Source organism: Mycobacterium sp. NGS22, from assembly GCF_059813095.1.
In genome coordinates, this window is sequence record NZ_JCALDY010000035.1 from 18,484 (window position 1) to 38,674 (window position 20,191).

21 protein-coding genes are annotated in these 20,191 nt (G+C 67.4%); 10 read left to right on the top strand and 11 right to left on the bottom strand.

Annotated elements, in window-relative coordinates; translation table 11 throughout:
- Nucleotides 1-39: 39 nt before the first annotated feature.
- Genes AC5Y47_RS22875 through AC5Y47_RS22885 form a run of 3 tightly spaced genes read right to left on the bottom strand, consistent with a single transcriptional unit; the run spans nucleotide 40 to nucleotide 2,983 of the window.
- Nucleotides 40-1,062 (bottom strand): acyl-CoA dehydrogenase family protein, encoded by a 1,023-nt coding sequence (locus AC5Y47_RS22875; protein ID WP_499946539.1) that lies wholly within the window; start codon nucleotides 1,060-1,062, stop codon nucleotides 40-42.
- Complete coding sequence (locus AC5Y47_RS22880; protein ID WP_499946540.1) at nucleotides 1,059-2,213, bottom strand: acyl-CoA dehydrogenase family protein; 1,155 nt, start codon at nucleotides 2,211-2,213, stop codon at nucleotides 1,059-1,061. The genes AC5Y47_RS22875 and AC5Y47_RS22880 overlap by 4 nt, the downstream gene beginning before the upstream one ends.
- Nucleotides 2,198-2,983: a crotonase/enoyl-CoA hydratase family protein gene (locus AC5Y47_RS22885; RefSeq protein WP_499946541.1), complete on the bottom strand. Its 786-nt coding sequence runs from the start codon at nucleotides 2,981-2,983 to the stop codon at nucleotides 2,198-2,200. The genes AC5Y47_RS22880 and AC5Y47_RS22885 overlap by 16 nt, the downstream gene beginning before the upstream one ends.
- Before the next feature lie 80 nt (nucleotides 2,984-3,063).
- Here AC5Y47_RS22885 and AC5Y47_RS22890 point away from each other — a divergent pair, with 80 nt between their 5' ends.
- Together AC5Y47_RS22890 and AC5Y47_RS22895 are read left to right on the top strand one after the other, a co-directional pair.
- Nucleotides 3,064-4,950 carry a flavin-containing monooxygenase gene (locus AC5Y47_RS22890; RefSeq protein WP_499946542.1) on the top strand — a complete coding sequence of 629 codons (1,887 nt, stop codon included), beginning with the start codon at nucleotides 3,064-3,066 and terminating at the stop codon, nucleotides 4,948-4,950.
- A complete protein-coding gene (locus AC5Y47_RS22895) occupies nucleotides 4,947-5,834 on the top strand; it encodes an SDR family NAD(P)-dependent oxidoreductase (RefSeq protein WP_499946543.1) in 888 nt (295 codons plus the stop codon). Before AC5Y47_RS22890 ends, AC5Y47_RS22895 begins: the two co-directional genes overlap by 4 nt.
- A 4-nt stretch (nucleotides 5,835-5,838) precedes the next feature.
- On the opposite strand, the gene AC5Y47_RS22900 is transcribed toward AC5Y47_RS22895, so the two are convergent.
- The 6 genes from AC5Y47_RS22900 to AC5Y47_RS22925 form a co-directional block, all read right to left on the bottom strand.
- On the bottom strand, nucleotides 5,839-6,480 hold the full coding sequence (locus tag AC5Y47_RS22900; RefSeq protein ID WP_499946544.1) for a Dabb family protein: 642 nt from the start codon (nucleotides 6,478-6,480) through the stop codon (nucleotides 5,839-5,841).
- On the bottom strand, nucleotides 6,473-6,820 hold the full coding sequence (locus AC5Y47_RS22905) for a hypothetical protein (protein WP_499946545.1): 348 nt from the start codon (nucleotides 6,818-6,820) through the stop codon (nucleotides 6,473-6,475). The genes AC5Y47_RS22900 and AC5Y47_RS22905 overlap by 8 nt, the downstream gene beginning before the upstream one ends.
- Nucleotides 6,813-7,736 carry a LipP1 family hormone-sensitive lipase gene (lipP1, locus tag AC5Y47_RS22910; RefSeq protein WP_499946546.1) on the bottom strand — a complete coding sequence of 308 codons (924 nt, stop codon included), beginning with the start codon at nucleotides 7,734-7,736 and terminating at the stop codon, nucleotides 6,813-6,815. The genes AC5Y47_RS22905 and lipP1 overlap by 8 nt, the downstream gene beginning before the upstream one ends.
- On the bottom strand, nucleotides 7,733-8,530 hold the full coding sequence (locus tag AC5Y47_RS22915) for an IclR family transcriptional regulator (RefSeq protein WP_499946547.1): 798 nt from the start codon (nucleotides 8,528-8,530) through the stop codon (nucleotides 7,733-7,735). Before AC5Y47_RS22915 ends, lipP1 begins: the two co-directional genes overlap by 4 nt.
- A gap of 191 nt (nucleotides 8,531-8,721) precedes the next feature.
- Entirely contained in the window at nucleotides 8,722-9,630 is a 909-nt protein-coding gene (gene bphC / locus AC5Y47_RS22920) for a biphenyl-2,3-diol 1,2-dioxygenase (protein WP_499946548.1), read from the bottom strand.
- 8 nt (nucleotides 9,631-9,638) lie between these two features.
- Nucleotides 9,639-10,823, bottom strand: coding sequence for an acyl-CoA dehydrogenase family protein (locus tag AC5Y47_RS22925; RefSeq protein WP_499946549.1), 1,185 nt, complete (start codon nucleotides 10,821-10,823; stop codon nucleotides 9,639-9,641).
- Between the two features lie 119 nt (nucleotides 10,824-10,942).
- Between AC5Y47_RS22925 and AC5Y47_RS22930 the strand changes: the two genes are divergently transcribed.
- Genes AC5Y47_RS22930 through AC5Y47_RS22950 form a run of 5 tightly spaced genes read left to right on the top strand, consistent with a single transcriptional unit; the run spans nucleotide 10,943 to nucleotide 15,477 of the window.
- Complete coding sequence (locus AC5Y47_RS22930) at nucleotides 10,943-12,556, top strand: flavin-containing monooxygenase (protein ID WP_499946550.1); 1,614 nt, start codon at nucleotides 10,943-10,945, stop codon at nucleotides 12,554-12,556.
- On the top strand, nucleotides 12,553-13,359 hold the full coding sequence (locus AC5Y47_RS22935; protein ID WP_499946551.1) for a mycofactocin-coupled SDR family oxidoreductase: 807 nt from the start codon (nucleotides 12,553-12,555) through the stop codon (nucleotides 13,357-13,359). The genes AC5Y47_RS22930 and AC5Y47_RS22935 overlap by 4 nt, the downstream gene beginning before the upstream one ends.
- Nucleotides 13,356-14,186, top strand: coding sequence for a mycofactocin-coupled SDR family oxidoreductase (locus AC5Y47_RS22940; protein WP_499946552.1), 831 nt, complete (start codon nucleotides 13,356-13,358; stop codon nucleotides 14,184-14,186). The genes AC5Y47_RS22935 and AC5Y47_RS22940 overlap by 4 nt, the downstream gene beginning before the upstream one ends.
- Nucleotides 14,187-14,200: 14 nt before the next feature.
- Nucleotides 14,201-14,995 (top strand): SDR family NAD(P)-dependent oxidoreductase, encoded by a 795-nt coding sequence (locus tag AC5Y47_RS22945; protein WP_499946553.1) that lies wholly within the window; start codon nucleotides 14,201-14,203, stop codon nucleotides 14,993-14,995.
- Nucleotides 14,992-15,477, top strand: coding sequence for a nuclear transport factor 2 family protein (locus AC5Y47_RS22950; protein ID WP_499946554.1), 486 nt, complete (start codon nucleotides 14,992-14,994; stop codon nucleotides 15,475-15,477). The genes AC5Y47_RS22945 and AC5Y47_RS22950 overlap by 4 nt, the downstream gene beginning before the upstream one ends.
- Here AC5Y47_RS22950 and AC5Y47_RS22955 read toward each other — a convergent pair.
- On the bottom strand, nucleotides 15,466-16,329 hold the full coding sequence (locus AC5Y47_RS22955; protein WP_499946555.1) for an alpha/beta fold hydrolase: 864 nt from the start codon (nucleotides 16,327-16,329) through the stop codon (nucleotides 15,466-15,468). The genes AC5Y47_RS22950 and AC5Y47_RS22955 overlap by 12 nt on opposite strands.
- 135 nt (nucleotides 16,330-16,464) lie before the next feature.
- Here AC5Y47_RS22955 and AC5Y47_RS22960 point away from each other — a divergent pair, with 135 nt between their 5' ends.
- Nucleotides 16,465-17,466, top strand: coding sequence for an Acg family FMN-binding oxidoreductase (locus AC5Y47_RS22960; protein ID WP_499946556.1), 1,002 nt, complete (start codon nucleotides 16,465-16,467; stop codon nucleotides 17,464-17,466).
- On the opposite strand, the gene AC5Y47_RS22965 is transcribed toward AC5Y47_RS22960, so the two are convergent.
- Nucleotides 17,463-17,909, bottom strand: a complete 447-nt coding sequence (locus tag AC5Y47_RS22965; RefSeq protein WP_499946557.1) for a pyridoxamine 5'-phosphate oxidase family protein — start codon at nucleotides 17,907-17,909, stop codon at nucleotides 17,463-17,465. The two genes, AC5Y47_RS22960 and AC5Y47_RS22965, sit on opposite strands and share 4 nt — an antisense overlap.
- A 216-nt stretch (nucleotides 17,910-18,125) precedes the next feature.
- Here AC5Y47_RS22965 and AC5Y47_RS22970 point away from each other — a divergent pair, with 216 nt between their 5' ends.
- Nucleotides 18,126-19,103 carry an Acg family FMN-binding oxidoreductase gene (locus tag AC5Y47_RS22970; RefSeq protein ID WP_499946558.1) on the top strand — a complete coding sequence of 326 codons (978 nt, stop codon included), beginning with the start codon at nucleotides 18,126-18,128 and terminating at the stop codon, nucleotides 19,101-19,103.
- Nucleotides 19,104-19,193: 90 nt separating this feature from the next.
- Nucleotides 19,194-20,075: a universal stress protein gene (locus AC5Y47_RS22975; protein ID WP_499946559.1), complete on the top strand. Its 882-nt coding sequence runs from the start codon at nucleotides 19,194-19,196 to the stop codon at nucleotides 20,073-20,075.
- The last annotated feature ends 116 nt before the right edge of the window (nucleotides 20,076-20,191 follow it).

The following is a 20,191-nucleotide window of genomic DNA, read 5'->3' on the forward strand; positions in this document are numbered from 1 at the left end:
AGTTGACATCCGTGTTGCCCGGTCAGTGGAACACCGGCTTCAACCGGTGATCAACCCCCATAACCCGCCGGCACTCGCGTAGAGCGCCGAGTCGGTGACCTGGTCGTCCCAGTATCGAAGCGAACCGAACTCCGATCGCCACGCCAGCGCGGCTCGGGTGAATTCGTGCAATCGGTGTTCACGCGTGGTACCGATCGCGCCGTGCGCTTGGTGGGCGTTACGCACCACCACCGAGGCCGCATGTCCGGCACACGAACGGGCCACCGCCACAAGGAAATCCAGATCCGGCGCCAACCAGCCGTTGGTGACGGCGGCGTTCAGCGCTGCCTCGGTGGCCGCGCGCGCGAGCGCAGCCTCGCCGGCCGCGTCGGAGACCAGGTGTTGCACGGCCTGGAACTTCGACAGCGGGCGGCCGAATTGGATCCGTGCGCCCACGTGCTCGATGCACAGCTGCACGATGCGGTCCAGCGCCGCGCACACCTGAATCGCCCGCAGCAGCCCCGATTTCAATCGCAGCTCGGTGACCAGGGCCAGGCCGACCGGCGTCCCGCGCAGGTTCGCGGAGTCCACCGACACCGCGTCGCGGGGCTCACCGATCAAGTTGGCACCCGGGGTGATCGTGAGCTCGTCGGCGCCGACGTCGGCCGCCTGATAGCCACCGTCGGCGCGCCACAGCACCACGACCCGCTTGGCGGTCGAAGCCCACGGCACGTCCGTTGCCCGACCCTGCTTATCGAGCATGCACACAGTCCGGACCGCGCCGTCAACGGGCAATCCGGCGGCCTCCAGCAACCAGCAGGCCAACAAATCGTGCTCCGCCAACGGAATTCGGACGCCGGTGCTTGCCGCAGCGGTCAGCAGTTCGGCGGCTTCGAACCATCCGGCCCCACTGCCGCCGTCCTGCTCGGCGCCGGTCAACCGCACCAGGCCGAGTTCGCCGAGACGCTGCCAGAGGTCGGCGTCCCATTCCACCGTCGCCGTCGGGTGCTTCTCGCGGTAGTCGACGAAAACCGCATTCATCATGTCGATCAGGTCCGGATCGACGACAGGACTGCCGCTCATCGCAGGCCCAATCCGCGCGCTATCACTCCGCGCAGCACCTCGTTGGTGCCGCCGCGCAGCGTGAATCCCGGCCGCTGGTCGACCGCCGCCCGAACCAGTTCGGAAAACACGGCGTCGGGACAGGCGTGCAGATCGGCGAACTCGGCTATGTCACCCTCGGTGGTGGTGCCGAGCACTTTGACCACGGCGGCGGCGGTGTCGGCGGGCTCGTGCCGCTCCAGAGCACCGGCGACCGCGGTGGACATGTGGTGCAACCCGGCGATGCGAGCCACCAGCCGTCCCAAACCCGCGTCTCGGGGGATGGTGTTGGCTGCCATTCGATCGGCGCAGGCCGCCAGCAGCACGAAGGTGGACAGAAACCGTTCCGGCCCACTGCGTTCGAAGGCCAACTCCGATGTCACCTGTCGCCACCCGTCGCCGATTTCACCGAACACCATGTCGTCCGGAACGAAGACGCCGTCGAGAATGACCTCGTTGAAGTGGTGTGCACCGTTCATCGAGACGATCGGGCGGATCTCGACCCCGGGGCCGCGCAGGTCGACGATGAACTGACTGAGCCCAGCGTGGCGATGTCCGGGGTCGACCGGCGCGGTGCGGGCCAGCGCGATGAACGCCTCCGCCAGGTGCGCCCCGGAGGTCCACACCTTCGTACCGGACAGCGACCAGCCGCCGTCGACGCGCTCGGCGCGGGTTCGCACGCTGGCCAGATCCGATCCGGAGTCGGGCTCGCTCATCCCGATGCCGAAGAAGCATTCGCCGCGAACGATTCGCGGCAAAAAATGCGACTTCTGCTTCTCGGTGCCGTACTTCAGCAGCGACGGCACGATCTGACGATCAGCGATCCAGTGCGCGGCAACGGGTGCGCCCGCCGCCAGCAACTCCTCGGTGACCACAAACCGTTCCAGAAACGAGCGTCCGTGCCCGCCGTACTCGACCGGCACCGTCATGCCCAGCCAGCCCCGCGCGGCCAGCGCGGCGGTGAAATCCTCGTCCCAGCGGGACAGCCAGGCGTCCACGGACGGGGTGAACGCGCCGGCCGCGAGCTGATCGGCGACGAACTCACGTACTTCGGCGCGCAGCGACGCCGCCGCCGCATCCTCGATTCCGGCCGGTGGCACCAACCGGAACCGTCCCCTCAGCTGGTCCGCCACTTGGCGATGCGCTGTTCGTGCTCGGGGTCGCGGTGTGCCAGCGGCTGCATCGCCGCGGCCATGGCCAGCGTCGTCTCCAGCGAACCGGTACGTGACTCCTGCAGCAGGCGTTTGGCCATCCGCAGGGAATGTGACGGGTTCTTGGCGATCCGCTCGGCGAGTTCCCGGGCCTGCGGGAGCAGCTCCTCATGCGGCACCACCCGGCTGACCAGTCCCCATTCCAGTGCGGTCGCCGCATCGATCCGGTCGCCGGTGAACGTCATCTCGGCCGCACGTTCATAGCCCGCGACACGCTGCAGGAACCAGGTGCCGCCGTCACCGGGAATGAGTCCGAGCTGCACGAAGCTTTCGGCGAAAGATGCGCGCTCCGAAGCGATCCGGATGTCGCACATCATCGCCACATCGCATCCGGCACCGATCGCCGCGCCGTTGACCGCGGCGATCAACGGCACCTCGAGCCGGCCCAGCGCCCGCGGGATCCGCTGGATCCCGTCGACGTAGGCGTAGCGCTGATCGAGGGCACCCAGACCGAACATCCCCGCCTGGTCGGCCATCTCCTTGACGTTGCCACCGGCCGAGAAGATCTTGCCTTCACCGGTGAGGATGACCGCGCGGACCTCGGTGTCGGTGTTTGCGCTGTCGACCGCGTCCTCGAACGCGGCGATGACGTCTTTCCCGGTGATCGCGTTCCCGACGGCGGGCAGATTGATGGTCCACGTCCGGATCGGTCCGTCGGTGGCAATGACTAGTGGCTCGGCGGGGTTGCTCATGCTGGCAACTGTAGGGACCGTGTCCCGCTGAGAGGAAAGGGCGGTCGCCTGGGTGCCTCGCGGCTTCGATACTGAGCGGCATGGCCTCGCTTGATCTCGAAGAACTTCGGGCGAACCTGAGATCAGCTGATCCGGGCGTCCTGGTCGCCGTGCTGGCCCAGCTGACCGGGGATGTGTCGGTGCTCGACCGCTTCGCGCCCAAGATCGCCCACGTCCCGGATCCGCCCGAGCGGGCGGGCGTCACCGACGCCGCGACTGCCGAAATCCTGGTAGAGGCCCTGGTCGCAGCCCTCGGTACGGAGCGGTCGGTGGGGGAGTTCGATGATGTCGAGTTGTTCCGGCGAGCCCTACCGGTGGCCCTGGGCGGCCCGGTTGACGACGAGTTCGTTCCGCTGCTGCTCGAGCAGGGTGGTTTTCAGCTCTCCCAGCCCACGCTGCCGCGCGCGGTCCCGATCCCGCCGACGACGACCGTGGCCATCATCGGTGCAGGCATCGCGGGCATGATCACCGCGTTGGCCGCGGCCGACGCCGGCGTCGGGTTTGAGATTTTCGACCGCAACGACGAGGTCGGGGGGACCTGGCTGACGACGACCTACCCGGGCATCGGTGTGGACACTCCGTCGGCCTACTACTCGCTGTCCCGGGATCTGAACCCGGACTGGACGAGCTACTACCCGCAGGGTGCGGAGTATCAGGCTTACCTGGTATCGCTTGCCGACAAATATGAATTGCGCACCCACACCCGTTTCGGCACCGAAGTCGAGGCGCTGTGGTGGGACGAGGACCGCGCGCAGTGGCAGATTCACGCGGTGGACCGCGCCGGCAACCGCGACGTCAGCTATGCCCGTGTGGTGGTCACCGCGGCCGGCTACCTCAACCGGCCCCGCTGGCCGGACCTGCCGGGCCGAGAGTCGTTCGAAGGCATCAGCATTCACTCCGCGGACTGGGATGCCTCGCTGGATCTGAACGGTCGCCGCGTCGCGGTCATCGGCGCCGGTTGCACCGCCGTGCAGATTGTGGACGCATGCGTCGACGACGTCGAACACCTGACCGTGTTCCAGCGGCAACCACACTGGGTGGCTCCACGTAAGCGACTGACCGACGATGTCCCCCCGCATCGCCGCTACCTCGGCCGGCATGTGCCCTACTACGCGAACTGGAACCGGCTGAAGTCCTTCTGGGGTACGGCGGACAACAATTACCCGGTCATCCTGCGCGACCCTGGCTGGGCCGAAACGCATCTGTCCATCTCGCCGGCCAATGACGTGCTGCTGCAGATGTGCCTCGAATATATCGACCGAACTTTTGGCGCCGGAACGGAATTGGCCCAGAAGGTCACGCCCGATTTCGCGCCGTACGGCAAGCGGATCATTCGCGATCCGGGCGGCTACTACGCGGCGCTGACCCGTAACCACGTCGACGTCGAGGCATGCGAACCGTCGGCGGTCAACGCGAAAGGCATTGTCACGCAGGACGGCAGGCAGATCGACCTCGACGTGATCATCTACGCCACCGGTTATCACCTGGATTTTCTGTCCACCCTCGACATTCGCGGCCGCGACGGACGTCGACTCGCCGACGTGTGGGGCGACAGCCCGGCCGCCTACCGGGGCGGCACCGTACCGGGATTCCCGAACCTGTTCATCAACTCCGCGCCCAACTACAGTCCGGGCCACGGCGCGGGCGCCAACTTCTCGATGGAGGTGATGGCCCACTACATCGTCGAGTGCCTGCAACTCATGGCGCTACGCGATGCAACCGTCATGGAGGTGACGCGGCAGGCCTACGACGAGTACGTCGCGGCCATCGACGACGCGATGGCAGGCACGGTGTGGTGCCACACGCCCAACGCGCACACTTATTACCGTTCGGGGTCCGGACGGGTGGTGGTAGCCACCCCGTTTCGGCTGGTCGACTTGTGGCATCAGCACCGGGCGCCCGTCGAAGACCACTTCGAGTTGCGATGACCGGGTTGCTTACGGGTAGAACGGCTTTGGTGACCGGTAGCAGCCGAGGCATCGGCCGCGCCATCGCCCGGCGACTCGCCGCCGAAGGCGCCACCGTGGTCGTGACGGCCCGATCTCACGCTCAGTCCACGTCGACGCGGGCCGGCGCGGCCACCACCTTGCCGGGCACCATCGCGGAGACGGTCGCATTGATCGACGACGCCGGCGGCCGCGCGATAGGTATCGCGGCAAACCTGGAAGACCCCGCACAGCGAGATAGGTTGATCGAACAGGTGATTGAGCACACCGGGCGCCTCGACATCCTGGTCAACAACGCGGGATTCGCCGACTATTCGACGGTCGAGGACATGCCGCTGGACACCTTCGAGCGCACGATCGAGCACTACCTCCGCATTCCGTTCGTCCTGACCCAAGCCGCCATCCCGGTCATGCGCCGCCAAGGCGCCGGTTGGATCGTCAACATCGGCTCGGTCACCGGTGTGGCGCCCGTGCGTCCCTACCGGGACTACAACAAGACCGCCGGCGACGTCGTCTATGCGTCCTGCAAGGCCGCGCTGCACCGGTTCACGCAGGGAGTGGCCGCCGAACTGCTGGGCGCCGACATCGCCGTCAACTGCGTCGCGCCATCAACCGCGATTCGCACTCCCGGTGCGGCACAACTGATCCCCGACTCCTTTCCCACCGAACCGGTGGAATATCTGGCCGAAACGGTACTGGCGATGTGCCATCGCCCGGCCGCTGAACGCACCGGGTTGGTGGCGTTCAGCTTGCACTATCCGTGGTTGCACGGCATGCCGGTGCATTCCCTGGACGGGGCCTCGACACTGCCGCCGCTGGAGCCACCCGCAACAGCCAACCCGAACATCCGGCCCGCGGGGGTGTAGCAGCTCAGCGCGTCTGCGGAAGGCGTTCCCACCTTGCGGATTCGGGCAGCACGCAGAAGCTGTGGCACAGCCGGTCCCGGACAATCACGTCGGGGCATTCGGGATCAAACCAGCGGTCCACCACCGCCCAGTGGATCGGATGCATCAGATACGGACCCACCAGGCCATCGACGTCGGTGAAGCCCTGCTCGAACACATGCGTCCACGGTGAGGAGCCGACCGCCTCCTGTACGCGGCTCAATTGCCAAGCGGTGATGGTCTTTACGTACCGCGGCATGGCCCGCAGTTCGTCCTCGAAGCGCGCGACGGTGGCAGCGGCGGTGCCGGGCGCTACCCGCAGCAACAAGGTGCGGTAGACGGTGCCGCTGACGGCGTCGACGCGAACCGGGGATCCCGCATAGTCGGCTCCGTTGACCCGTTCCACGGCGGGGCCGGCAAGCACAGCCGCGAAATCCGGTTCGAGCGAACGCCAGTCGGACTCGGATCCGAAGCGCAGATGAACGAGAACATCGCCGCCGTTGCGTGAGCCGGGCATCGTCGGCTCCACGATCCGGTAGGGCGCGCGCGTCGCGACAGCACGCAGGCCGGCGAGGACGCGTGTTCGGCTGGACTCGGACACGTCGAGCAACCGGGTGACGCTATACATCGCACAACTCGTCCACATCGTCGGCGGCCGCCGCGAAGGAGCGCGACCGCTCGACGACCAATTCGCTGATCCGCGACCACCATTCGGCCAGGCCGGGATCCGGGCGGCCCTGCCACGTCATCTCCCACCAAGCCTGCACGCTGGGCAGCGTCCAGGTGATCGTGACGGTGTTGCCGGCGTCGTCGAACCAGATCGGTGGGCTGACCAAGACGTCACGTAACGTCATGCCCCGCGCGCGGGCACCGGGAGCGTACTCGGCGAGATAAGCGTCGACGAACCGCCGCCCGCACCCCGGCCGGGTCAGTACCCGGTCGATCACGTACACCAGGCCCTCACTCATGGGCGGGCCTCAGCGCGGCGCGCAGCGTTTCACATGCCTGTTGCCGCGCTACCGCCGCGATGTTCAGTGTCGGCATGCTCAGGAAACCATGTATCGCACCGTCGAACCGCAGGCATGTCACCGGTACGCCCGCGGCGTCCAGGGCATTCGCGTAGTCCAGCGCCTCGTCGCGCAACGGGTCGTGCCCGGCGATCACCATGACAACGGGTGGCAGTCCGGACAATTCGCCGTTCAACGGTGCGGCATAAGGGTGGGTGCGATCGTCGAGCCTGGGCACGTACTGGTCCCAGTACCACTGCATGGCCGGCTTCGGGTTGTAGTAACCGCGGCCGAAGAGCCGGTAGGACTCGGTGTCGAAGTCGGGTGTGAGCACGGGGTAGATCAGCAGTTGCGCGGCCAGGGCGGGCCCGCCGCGGTCGCGGGCCTTGAGTGCGGTCACGGCGGCCAAGTTGCCGCCGGCGCTGTCACCGCCGACCGCGACGCGGCCGGTGTCGCCACCGAACGCGCCGGACGCTGCCGCCTGGACGACGGCGTACATGTCCTCGACCGCGGCCGGCCAGGGATGCTCCGGCGCCAACCGGTATCCGACCGAGACAACCACGGCGGGAACAGCATTGGCGAGACTTCGGCACAGCGCGTCGTGACTGTCCAGATCGCAGAACACGAACCCGCCCCCGTGCGCGTAGACCAGCAGCGGTAGCCCCTCGCCCGCGGGCCGGTACACACGCACCGGGATGTCCCCGCCGGGCCCGGCGATGACGTCGTCGCGGACCTCCCGGACCGGTTCGGGTTCGGCGGACGGAACGAACCTGGCCCGGATTGCGGCCCGGGCCTCGGCGCCGGTCATGGTGTGCACCGGTGGGAAGCCGGAGTCCAAAGTTTCCAGCAGTCCCGCGATCTGGGGGTCGAGACTCACGCGTACTGCAGGGCCGGACGCAGCGGGCGCAGCGGCTGCAGGGTGGGGGCGACCCGCTGCGGCCCGTCTTCCACGTTGCGCCAGATGCCCATCGCGATCATGCGGACCGGCGCGGCCAGGCGCTGATCGAACATCATCCGCTTCATCGGCCCGCACACCGACACCGCCGCCACTGCCTCGCCGGGCGCACCGATCGGGGCCGCGACGCACCCGAATCCGAGCAGCGACTCCTCCCGCTCGAACGCCACACCATGTGCCCGTACCTTTGCCAACTCGGCGGCAAGTTGCGACCCGGTGCACATCGAGTACTTCGTCTTGCGAACCCGCACATCCACTTCCGACGCGTCGCCGTAAGCCAGCATCGCCTTGCCGACAGCCGTGCAGTGCGCCGGCTGCCGTCCACCCACGCGGGTCGGGATGCCGTCGCAGAGCCGGTCGCCGACCTTGTCCAGATACAGCACGTCGGCCCCGTCCAAAACCGCCAGGTGTACGACAAGCCCGGTGGCACGGTGCAATTCGGCTAGCAGGGGTTTGGCGGCGCGCACCAGCCGGTCCTGGTGCACGGCCAGCGAACCCAGCTCGACCAGGCGCATGCCCAGTTCGTAGTCACGGCCGTTGCGGCGCAGCCAGCGCAGTTGCACCAGCCGATCGAGCATCCGGTGCGCCGACGAGCGGGGTAGGCCGGTGCGCCGCACGATCTGGGCCAGGGTGAGCCGTCCCGGTCCGTCGAACGCGTCCAGCACCAGCGAGATGCGGTCGATGACGGCACTTGGTGTGGCTGTCTCGTCAGGCATGGAGCCTCCTAAGCGATATATTCCTATTAGGAATATCACACCGATGTGGCGCTTGTCACCGACACGGCGAACAGACGCAAAAGCACCCGAAAATCTACGTTTTCGGGTGCTTTTGCGTCTGTTCGCGCCAAGAGCGCCGCCGCGCCAAGAGCGCCGCCGCGCCAAGAGCGGCGCCGGGGCGCCACAAGAGCTCACATGCGCATGGCGGCGGGCGGCTCCGGGATCCACTGGTGACCCCAGTAGCTGTCGGCCGTGATTTCCTCTGCGGTGTAATAGGTTTCGTCGACCCGCATCCCGTCGGTACCGAACTCGATGTCCCAGTCACCGGGGGCGCGCACGTAGAACGACACCATCTTGTCGTTGGTGTGCCGTCCCAGGGTGGAGGAAACGGTGAAACCGTCGGCGTTGACGCGGTCCAGGGCCTGGCCGACGGCATCGAGGGTGTCGACTTCGACCATGACATGTACCAGTCCCGGGTCGCGCTGGTGCATCGCCGGGGCGATCGCCAGGCTGTGATGACGCGCATTGATCCCCAGGAAGCGCACCCGGATCGGACCGAATTCGGCCGGCAGCGGTATCCGGAAGGCGCCGCGAGACCGGAAACCCAGTACGTCGGTGTAGAACTCGAACAATCCCTTGGGATCGCTCGCCGGCACCACGACGTGGCCCAGCCCCTGATCGCCGGTCACGAACTTCGCGCCGAACGGCGTGACCACCGGGCTGTGGTCCAGCACGGCGCCATGGAACACCTCCAGCGTCGTCCCGGCCGGATCCTCGAAAGTGATCACCTCTTCGACGCGGCGGGCGTCCGCCTCCTTGACGGACAATTCCTTGAACGCGACGCCGGCCTCGTCCAGCGCGGCCTTGACCCGCTGCAAGGCCGCGTGGTCGCGCACTTCCCAGCCGACAGTGATCACCCGGTCGACGTCACCCGGAACCACGATGATGCGGGCGGCGCGCTCGTCCATGCGCAGGTACAGCGCCGAACTGTCGGGACCTTTCCCTTCGGCGAAACCGAGCACACCGAAGGCGAACCGCCGCCACCGCTCGATGTCGTTGGTCGAAACCGTGATGTAGCCAAGGCTTTTCAGTTCGCTCACCGCAGGCCTCAGATCAGTGCCCGCAGCGGGCCCATCGGGGGCTCGACACCCAGGGAGCTCAGCGACGCCGCGTGGTAGGTGGAGCCGGGGACGTGGATGGCGTGCATCTGGCCGACGTGCACGTCGCGCCAATACCGTTGCAGTGGCTTGTCCATTCGCGCCGCGTTGCCGCCGGAGCGGGCGAAGATCTCGTCGACGGCCGACACGGCGCGCCACACAGCGCGGATCTGGGTGCGTCGGCCCGCCGCACGGTCGGCGAACGACACTTCCTTGCCGGCGGCCACCAGGTCGTAGATGCGGTCGGCGTTGGCCAGCAGCTCCTGTCGGGCCGCGTTGATGTCGGCTGCGGCCTCGCCGATCGCGTACATGACGTACGGGTCGTCTTTGATCGCGGTGCCCGTCGCGCCGACCCGCTCCCGCTGATAGTCCAGGTGCGCGGCCAGTGCGCCTTCGGCGATCCCGATGGTCGCCGCGGAGATGCCCAGCGGGAACATCGTCGACCACGGCATCAGGTACAGCGGCTCGGTCATGCCGGCTTCCCGCTGCGCGGTACCGTCCATCACCTTGGTGGCGTCCATCGTCCGGTAGGCCGGCACGAACGCATCCGTGACGATGACGTCCTTGGAGCCGGTTCCCCGCAGTCCCACCACATTCCACGAGTCGTCGACGATCTCGTAGTCCTTGCGCGGCAGGATCATGTGCAACATCTGCGGCGGCATCAGCGGCACGCCCTCGGGGTTGGCGAGCATCGCGCCCAGGATGATCCAGTCGCAGTGGTCGGTGCCGGAGCTGAACTGCCACCGGCCGTTGAAGACGTAACCCCCATCGACCGGCCGGGCGACTCCCTGCGGCGCGTACGGGGACGCCATCCAGGTGTCGACGTCGTCGGCCCAGATCTCGGCGGCGACCTTCGGGTCGGCGTAGGCGAGCTGGTAAGGATGCACGCCCACCACGCCGACGATCCAGCCTGCGGCCGGATCGAGTGCCGCCGTCGCCATCGTCGTCTCGGCGAACTCGCGGGGGTGGACCTCGAACCCCTGGTACTGCTTGGTTTGCAGCAGGCGGATCAGCCCGGCCGACTTCATCATCTTGACCGTCTCGTCGGTGAGGCGACCGATGCGCTCGGCTTCCGGCCCCTGCTCGCGCAGTTGGTCGGCTATCTCGACTACTCGATCTATAACCCGCTCGCTCATGCTGTCGTCCTTACGTGTGTGGGCTCATCTAATGGTGTACCGCAGCGGACGGGGAAACCGAAGGCGATCCCGATGAACGGGAGGGGTCTGTGTTCGCGGGCGCCGAGGTCTTACGGTGGATGCTTGTGAGCTCCGATCAGCCTCTCGACGTCGTGGTCGTAGGTGCCGGCTTCGCCGGTCTGTACGCCCTGCACAAGCTGCGCGCCCAGGGGCTGAGGGTGCTGGTGGTCGAGGCTGCTCCCGAGCTCGGCGGCACCTGGTACTTCAACCGCTACCCCGGCGCCCGCTGCGACGTGGAAAGCGTCGACTACTGCTACTCGTTCTCCGAGGAACTGCAGCAGGAATGGGACTGGACCGAGAAGTACGCCACTCAGCCCGAGATCCTGCGTTATCTGAACTGGGTCGCCGACAAGCTCGACCTGCGCCGGGACATCGTGCTCAACACCCGCGTCGTTTCGGCGGTACTCGACGAGGCGACGCTGCGGTGGACTCTGCGCACCGACACCGGCGAGACCTGGACGGCGCGGTTCTGCCTGATGGCCACCGGGCCGCTGTCGGATGCGATGACCCCGAGTTTCCACGGACTGGACACCTTCGCGGGCGAGATCTACCACACCGCCCACTGGCCGCACGAACCCGTCGACTTCACCGGCAAACGCGTGGCGGTCATCGGCACCGGATCCTCTGGCATCCAGACGATTCCGATCATCGCCGAGCAAGCCGCCCAACTTTACGTCTTCCAGCGCACCCCGAACTTCAGCGTTCCCGCCGGCAACAAACCCCTCTCCGCAACCGAACTCGCCAAGATCAAGGCGGGTTACGCCGAACGCCGCCGGTTGTCCTGGCTCAGCGGTGGTGGCTCGCCGCACCTCACTGCCGACAAGCCGACCATGGAGTTCACCCCGGACGAGCGACGGGCGGCGTTCGAAAAGCGTTGGCAACTGGGCGGTGTGCTGTACTCGAAGACGTTCCCGGATCAGATGACGGACATGGCGGCCAATGACGAGGCCCGCCGGTTCTACGAGGAGAAGATCCGCGCTGTGATCGACGATCCGGCGGTCGCCGAATTGTTGATCCCGAACGACCACCCGATCGGCACCAAACGAATCTGCACCGACAGCAACTATTTTCAGACATTCAACAAACCGAACGTATCACTGATCAGCGTTCGTGCCACGCCGATCGAATCGATCGACGCCACCGGGATCAACACCAGCGAAACACATTACGACCTCGACGCCATCGTGTTCGCCACCGGATTCGACGCCCTGACCGGTGCGCTTGGCAAGATCGACATCGCCGGGCGCGACGGAGTGCGGTTGCGCGACAACTGGGCCCACGGTCCCCGCACCTATCTGGGGTTGGGCATCGACGGATTCCCCAACATGTTCGTCATCTCCGGTCCCGGAGCCCCGGCCGTGCTGGCCAACATGGTTTTACACGCTGAGGCACACGTGAACTGGATTGCCGACGCCATCGGCTACCTCGACGACCACTCCTACGCCGCGATGGAACCCACCCGGGACGCGGTGGACGGCTGGGTCGCCGAATTGGCGCGCCGCGCCGACGCATCGCTGTTCGTCAAGGCGGACTCGTGGTACCTGGGCGCAAACATCCCCGGAAAGCCCAGGGGTTTCATGCTTTTCGTGGGTGGCTTCGCCACCTACAACCAGATCTGTGCCGAGGTCGCCGACGCCGGCTACAAGGGATTCGACTTCGTCAAACAGCCATGACGGCGGGCTTGCAGGACAAGGTCGTCCTGGTCACCGGGGCGTCGCGCGGCACCGGCCGAGTGCACTGCCAGCGGTTCGCCGACGAAGGCGCCGACGTGATCGCGCTCGACTTCCCGGAGGCAGCCGACGAATTGCGCATAACCGCAACCGAAGTCGAGAGCCGGGGTCGTCGCTGTGCGACGGGTCTGGCGGACGTCGCCGATCTGGCGGCTCTCACCGCCGCGGTGGACACAGCGGTGGCCGAGTTGGGACGCCTGGACGTGGTGATCGCCAACGCCGGGATCCACACGGCCGGCGCGCCGTCATGGGAACTCGACCCGCGGGTGTGGCAGCGCACCCTCGACATCAACCTGACCGGGGTGTGGCACACGGTCCGGGCCTCGGTGCCCCACATCGGGCCGGACGGAGGATCGGTCGTCATCATCAGCTCCACCAACGGGCTCCGCGGCACCGCCAACACCGCCCACTACACCGCCAGCAAGCACGCCGTGGTCGGCTTGGCGCGCACCCTGGCCAACGAGCTCGGACCCCGCCGGATCCGGGTCAACACCGTGCACCCCGGTGCGGTGGCCACTCCGATGGTGTTGAACGAGACCACTTTCCGTCGTCTGCGCCCCGACCTGGCGAACCCGACGGCAGCCGACGCCGCCGAGGTGTTGACGGCGCGCAACCTGCTGCCGGTGCCGTGGGTCGAGCCGGTCGACATCGCCAACGCCGTGCTGTTCCTCGCCTCCGAACAGGGCCGCTACATCACCGGCACCCAGCTCGTCGTCGACGCCGGGCTCACCCAGAAGACGACATGACAAGGCTGCACGGCAAAACGGCACTCATCACCGGCGCTGCCCGCGGCATCGGGCGCGCGCAAGCGGTGCGCTTCGCGCAGGAGGGCGCCGACATCGTCGCGCTGGACATCTGCGGCCCGGTCGACACGGTGATCATTCCGCACAGCACGCCGGGCGACCTCGACGAGACAGCCCGGCTGGTCACCGAGGCGGGTGCACGCATCCACACCGAAGTCGTCGACGTGCGCGATCTGACCGCCATGCGCGCCGCCGCGGACCGCGGCGCCAAACAGTTCGGCGGACTGGACATCGTCTGCGCGACCGCCGGAATCACCTCGCGCGCAACGGCTGTCGATATGGGTGAGGACGCGTGGCGCACCATGCTCGACGTCAACCTGACCGGGGTGTGGCACACCTGCCGGGTCACCGCACCGCACTTGATCGCCCGCGGCGCCGGCGCGATGGTGCTGACCAATTCGATCGCCGGGATGCGCGGTCTGGTCGGCGTGGCGCACTACACCGCCGCCAAACACGGCGTCACCGGCCTGATGAGAAGCCTGGCCCACGAGCTTGCGCCGCACGGTATCCGGGTGAACTGTGTGCATCCCACCAACGTCGACACCCCGATGATCCAGAACGAGGCCGTCAGCAGCGCGTTCCGTCCCGACCTGGACCGTCCGCCGACCCGCGCCGAGTTCGCCGAGGCCGCGCGGACCATGAACCTGCTCGCGGTGCCGTGGGTGGAGCCAGTGGACGTCGCGAATGCGACGCTGTTTCTGGCGTCGGACGAGGCGCGCTACATCACCGCGGTGAACCTGCCCGTCGACGCGGGCGCCACCCAGCGATGAGGAGGGGCGAAAGCATGACGTTGGCAACGCAGTACGGGCCGTGGGCGGTGATCGCCGGGGGCTCGGCGGGGGTCGGTGCCGAGTTCGCCCGGCAACTGGCGCGCGACGGCGTTGATCTGGTGCTGATCGCCCGTAACCCGCAGGCGCTGGAGGAGACCGCGACGAGCTGTCGCGAAATCGGGGTGCAGGTGCGGGCCGTGGCGGTGGATCTGCTTGACCCGGAGGCGATTTCACGTATTCAGGCCGAGACGGCCGACCTCGAGGTCGGCTTGCTGATCTACAACGCCGGTGCCAACACCTGCCGGGAACAGTTCCTGGATGCCGACCTGGCCGCGATCACCCGGGTAATCGACCTGAACGTGACCCGAATGCTGGAACTCGTCCAGCACTTCGGCCGATCCATGCGCGAGCGGGGCCGCGGCGGCATCATCCTGGTCGGTTCGATCGCCGGGTCGTACGGCTCGATGCGACAGTCGGCCTACACCGGAGTAAAGGCGTTCAGCCGGGTGTTCGCCGAAAGCCTGTGGCTCGAGCTGCGCGACTACAACGTCGACGTACTCGAACTCCTGTTGGGGGTGACCCGCACCCCGGCCATGGAACGGGCCGGACTCAACTTCGACGTGCCTGGTCTGGTCGTGTCCGAACCGGCCGATGTGGCGCGTGAGGGGCTGGCGAATCTGGGCAACGGGCCGGTGCACATCGCCGGTGATAATGCCGCCTCGGTGCGGTGGGGCAGTGGACCGGACCGCGCGGCGATCGTCCTGGGCGCGCACCAGCGGGTCCAGGCGTTGATCGGGGGTGACTCATGACCGACGTCGAGGACCTCGTTGCCCGGCTGCGGTTGCTGGAGGACGAACGCGACATCGCCCGCCTGATCGCCTCGTACGGTCCGGCGGTCGATGCCGGCGATCCCGATGCGACCGCGCGGTTGTGGGCCGAGGACGGTGTCTACGACGTGGACCTGATGCGCATGGAAGGTCGCGCCGAGGTGCATGCCATGGTCAGTTCGGCGGCGCACCAGAAGATGGTGGCAGCCGGGTGTTGCCATTTTCTGGGGCCCTGTGTGGTGACGGTCGACGGCGACTCCGCGGTGGCGGTGTGCGAGTCGCTGGTATTGGTCCGCGACGGTCACGGGTATCGCGTCTGGCGTTGCACCGCAAACCATTTCGTGCTGCACCGGATCGACGGGCAGTGGCGGATCGGTACCCGCACCAGCCGGGTGCTGGACGGAAACCCGGAAGCGCACGCGCTGCTCACGAAGGGTTTGGACGGGTCGCCACTATCTCAATAGGAACGCCAGCACGGTGCTCTCGAACGCCGCCTTGGCCTCGATCATCGCCCAGTGCCCACAGTTGGGGAACACGTGCAGCTCCGCGTTCGGGATGGTGCGCATCGGGATCAGCGCCATGTCCAGCGGACTCACTCGGTCGTCGCGACCCCACGTCAACAACGTGGGTGCGGTCACCTTGTGCATCACCGCCCACGGCATCGGCCGGTCCGCGGCGCTCATCGCCGCCATCATCGCCGAGTACGCCGCCTTGCCGTACATGCGGCGCGCTGCGGCCAGCGTGTCGGGATCGGTAGCTAGCTGCCAACGTTCCTCGACGAGTTCCTCGGTGACCAGCGACTGGTCGTAGACCATCGACTTCAGCCAGTCGACGAGCCGCTGCCGGGTCGGATCTTCGGTGAACTCCTGCAGCAACCGGATGCCTTCGCTGGGGCCGGGGCTGAAGGTGTTGGTGCCGATGCCACCGATCGTGACCAGCCGGTCGATGCGGTCCGGGTTCCGGATCGCGAAGTTCACACCGACCCCGCCGCCCATCGAGTTGCCGACGATGTGCACCCGCTCGATCCCGAGGGCATCCAGGAACGGCGCCACCACCCCCTGCGCGGTGATCATCGGGTGGCCGCCGAGGTCGTCGGTGACGCCGAAGCCGGGGAATTCCAGTACCAGACAACGGAAGTGCGCGCTGAAGGCGGGCAACACCCCGCGGAAGTTGCGCCAGCCGGTGACGCCCGGGCCGGACCCATGCAGGAACAGCAAAGTCGGAGTGGGGCCGGCCGCCCAGTCGTAGTAGCGCAGGGTCCCGACGGAGGTGTCGATCTCACGCAGCTTGTCGATCGGGGCAGACGCGTTGGCCACCCCCGTCACCTTGCCATGACCACGCGGCGTGCGGGAACGCGTGTACCGCTGACCGGGCATCGAAGGTCCAAAGTCATCGGTTTCTAGGGACACCATGCCCTCGTCTGCGCGACGGGATCGCGCCATCGTGAAGACATGAGCGCGCATTTCCCGGATGACGGCACTGTTCGGACTGTCCTACGGCTGGCGTCGCGGGCGCCGTCGGTGCACAACACGCAACCCTGGCGCTGGCGGGTGGACGAAGCCAGTCTGCACCTCTACTGCGACTCGACGTTGCAGTTGCCCATCACCGACCCCGACGGCCGAGACCTGATCCTCAGTTGTGGTGCGGCGCTCAATCACTGCGTCGTCGCCTTGGCCGCGACGGGTTGGCACGCCAAGGTGACCCGGCTGCCGAACCCCGCTGACCCGAGTCACCTGGCGGCCGTCGAAGTCATTCCGCACCCGGCCGACCAGCCCGACATCATGATGGCCGCGGCGATACCGCGCCGGCGCACCGATCGGCGGCACTACAGTTTCTGGCCCGTCGCGACAGGCGACATCGCGCTGATGGTCGCGCGCGCGGCCCGCACCGGCGTGGCGTTGCGTCAGATCGATGCCACCGACAAGCTGAACGAGATTGTGGCGGAATCGGTTTGGAACCACGTGAACGACCCGGAGTATCTCGCCGAGCTCACCGCGTGGAGTGGCCGGCACGCCTCGGCCGACGGAGTCCCGGCCCGCAGTACGCCGGAACCGGATTTGAATGCGGCGGTACCCGGCCGACTGTTTGCCCGTCCGGCGCTGGCCACTCCGGCCGGTGGGGCACCCGGCGTCGACAATGCCGCGATCCTGGCGCTGGGAACCGCGACCGACGACAGGTTGGCGTGGTTGCGGGCCGGCGAAGCCACCAGCGTCGTGCTGCTCACCGCGACCGCGCTGGGACTGTCCAGCTGCCCGGTCACCGAGCCGCTCGAGATCGGTGAGACGCGTGCGGCGGTGCGCTCGGACGTCTTCGGTGTCGACGGATATCCGCAGATGCTGCTCCGGGTGGGCTGGGCGCCCATCAACGCCGACCCGTTACCGTCTACGCCGCGTCGCGACCTCGACGACTTCGTCGAATGGATCGCCGACGGCCAACAGTCCGTCGCGCGTTAGCTTGAGGCCGGGCCGCCGTCAGGGGAGGCAGGCCCGGCTTGGTTGAAGCGGAATCTGCGGCCCGTGACCATCTCGGCCAGCACCCGAACGTAGTGCGTTTTCGTCGTCGACGTCCACGACAGCAATTCCGCACGCTCGGCTTCCGCGAGGTCTTCGTCGTCGCGCACCGAGCGGGCCACCCCCTTGACGATCACGCTCCAGCCTTCGGCGGTGGTGTATTCGTCGGCCTCGAAGACCACCTGATTGTTGATCGCGGTGCTGATCAGCTTGGTGCCTTCGGCGGTGCGGAACAGCACGGTACGGCGCTGCACGGCGAAGTTGACCGGAAAAATTTGCGGCCGCCCGTCGACGCTGGTCACCAGGCGTCCGATGGGCACACTTCGCAGCAGATCCCAGCATTCACTCTCGGGCAAGATGGTGACGCCGTCACCGGAGCCTGACACCAGACCACTCCCTTCGGCAGTTGATCTTCTCAACCGTAACCGTAGCGAGGTCGGCCCGACCTCCCGCGCCGTCGAGTGCGACCGACCGATCGACCAAGGGCCTGCCGATGTGGACTTCAGTCCCTAGCGCCCGCCGACGCGATCGAAAGATGATCAGGTCAGGAGAGTCGCGGGCCGCGGCAAAGTGCGACGACAGATTGACTGGGGGTGGGACCGATGACGGCGGCGGTGCCGGATTTCGAGGTGATCCGTGCGGTGGTGGCGCTCGCGTGCCGGGCTCCGTCGCTGCACAACAGTCAGCCCTGGCGCTGGATTGCCGAAGGAGCGACGCTGCACCTGTCGGCGGACCCGCGCCGGATGATGCACGCAACCGATCACTCCGGCCGTGAGCTGAGGATCAGTTGTGGCGCCGTGCTGGATCACCTTCGGGTCGCGCTGGCGGCCGCCGGTTGGGACAGCAGCACCGAGCGGTTCGACGGCCACGCGGCTCACCTTGCGACACTTTATGTTTGGCCACAACAGGCCGGCGCGGCAGTCCTGAAGAGGGCCGAGGCGATACGGCGGCGGCGCACCGACCGGCTGCCGTTCGCCGCACCCACGGGATGGCCTGCGCTGCAGGCCGAGCTGCACAACGCGGCCGATCACTACGGCGTCCTGCTGGACGTGGTCGCCGACGAGCAGCGTCCCGCGCTGGCCGAGGCTTCCAAGCTCACCGAAACGCTGCGCAGTTACGACACTTCTTATGTGTCCGAATTGCGTTGGTGGACGTCTCCTTTCGAGTCCGATGCGACCCACGTGCCGGACAGCGCGCTGATATCCAGCGACGAGGCCGCACGCGTCGACGTCGCACGGGCCTTCCCGCCGGCGGGGCCCGGCCACCGCCGCGCCGGCATCGACCACGACCGGTCCAAAATCGTGGTGCTGTCCACCCGCGACGACGACCCGCGCGAGGTGCTGCGGTGCGGCGAGGCACTGTCGGCGGTACTGCTCGAGTGCACCGTGGCCGGGATGGCCACATGTACGTTGACGCACATGACCGAGATGGCCATGAGTCGCAACATCATCACGCAGATCACCGGCGGCCAGGGACACCCCCAGGCGCTGATCCGCGTCGGCAGGTCACCGGCGGACGGGCCGCACGGCGCACCCACGCCACGACGGCCGGTCTCCGAAGTCCTCGAGTTCCGTGGGTGAGCGACGAATGGTTGGGTATCTCACACAGCCGGGGCTCCTCTGCCGATGGTGTTTGCGGGTATCCGAGAGCCGGTGCGAGAAAGGAATCAGATGACCACATCCGTCCAACGTCGAGGTCTGGTCGTCGGTGTCGACGGATCGCCGCCGTCGGATGCCGCGGTGACCTGGGCGGCTCGGGACGCGGCATTGCGCGGGGTCCCACTGACGCTGGTGCACATGCTCAACGCGCGCGTGCCGACGTTCCCGCAGATTCCGTTGCCGGGTGGGGCGGCGGTGTGGCAGGACGACGACGGCCGCCGGATACTCGACGCGGCGGCCGAACTCGCTCGTGACGCGGTGGGGGCGAGTCATAACCTCGACATCGCGACCGAACTGAAGACGTCGCCGCCGGTGCCCACCCTGGTCGAGTTCTCCGAGCGTGCGGAGATGGTCGTCGTCGGCAGCAACGGTCGCGGCGTGGTGGGGCGCGTGTTGGTGGGCTCGGTGAGTTCGGGCGTGCTGCGCGACGCCAAGTGCCCCGTCGTCGTCGTCCGGGACGAAGCACCCCCGCCTCCCGAGGACGCTCCGGTGCTGCTCGGCGTGGACGGGTCGGAGATCTCCGAAGTGGCGACGGGGATCGCGTTCGACGAGGCGTCCCGTCGTGGCGTCAAGCTGGTCGCCATCCATGCCTGGAGCGACAACGAGGTCCTCGACCTCGGCGGCTACGACTGGTCGGAGCTGGAGTCCCAAGCCGGCCAGGTGCTGCTGGAACGTCTGTCGGGTTGGGAGCAACGCTATCCCGACGTCACCATCGAGCGGCTGGTGGTCCGGGACAGCGCGGCTCGCGAGCTGATCGAACGGTCCCGTACCGCTCAGCTGCTGGTCGTCGGTAGCCACGGGCGCGGTCGCATCGAACGCCTGCTGCTCGGCTCGGTGAGCAATGCCGTCGTGCATTCGGTGCACATACCGGTCGTTGTGGCCCGACCCACCTGACCGAAGCTTTCTTCGGCGCAAGCCCTCGACTTCAGTCGGGGGATAGCCGATCCCGTCTGTCGGTCCGCGTAGCGGACCGTGTTTGTCGTAGGCGGGGTTTATCGTGAGGCTCATGC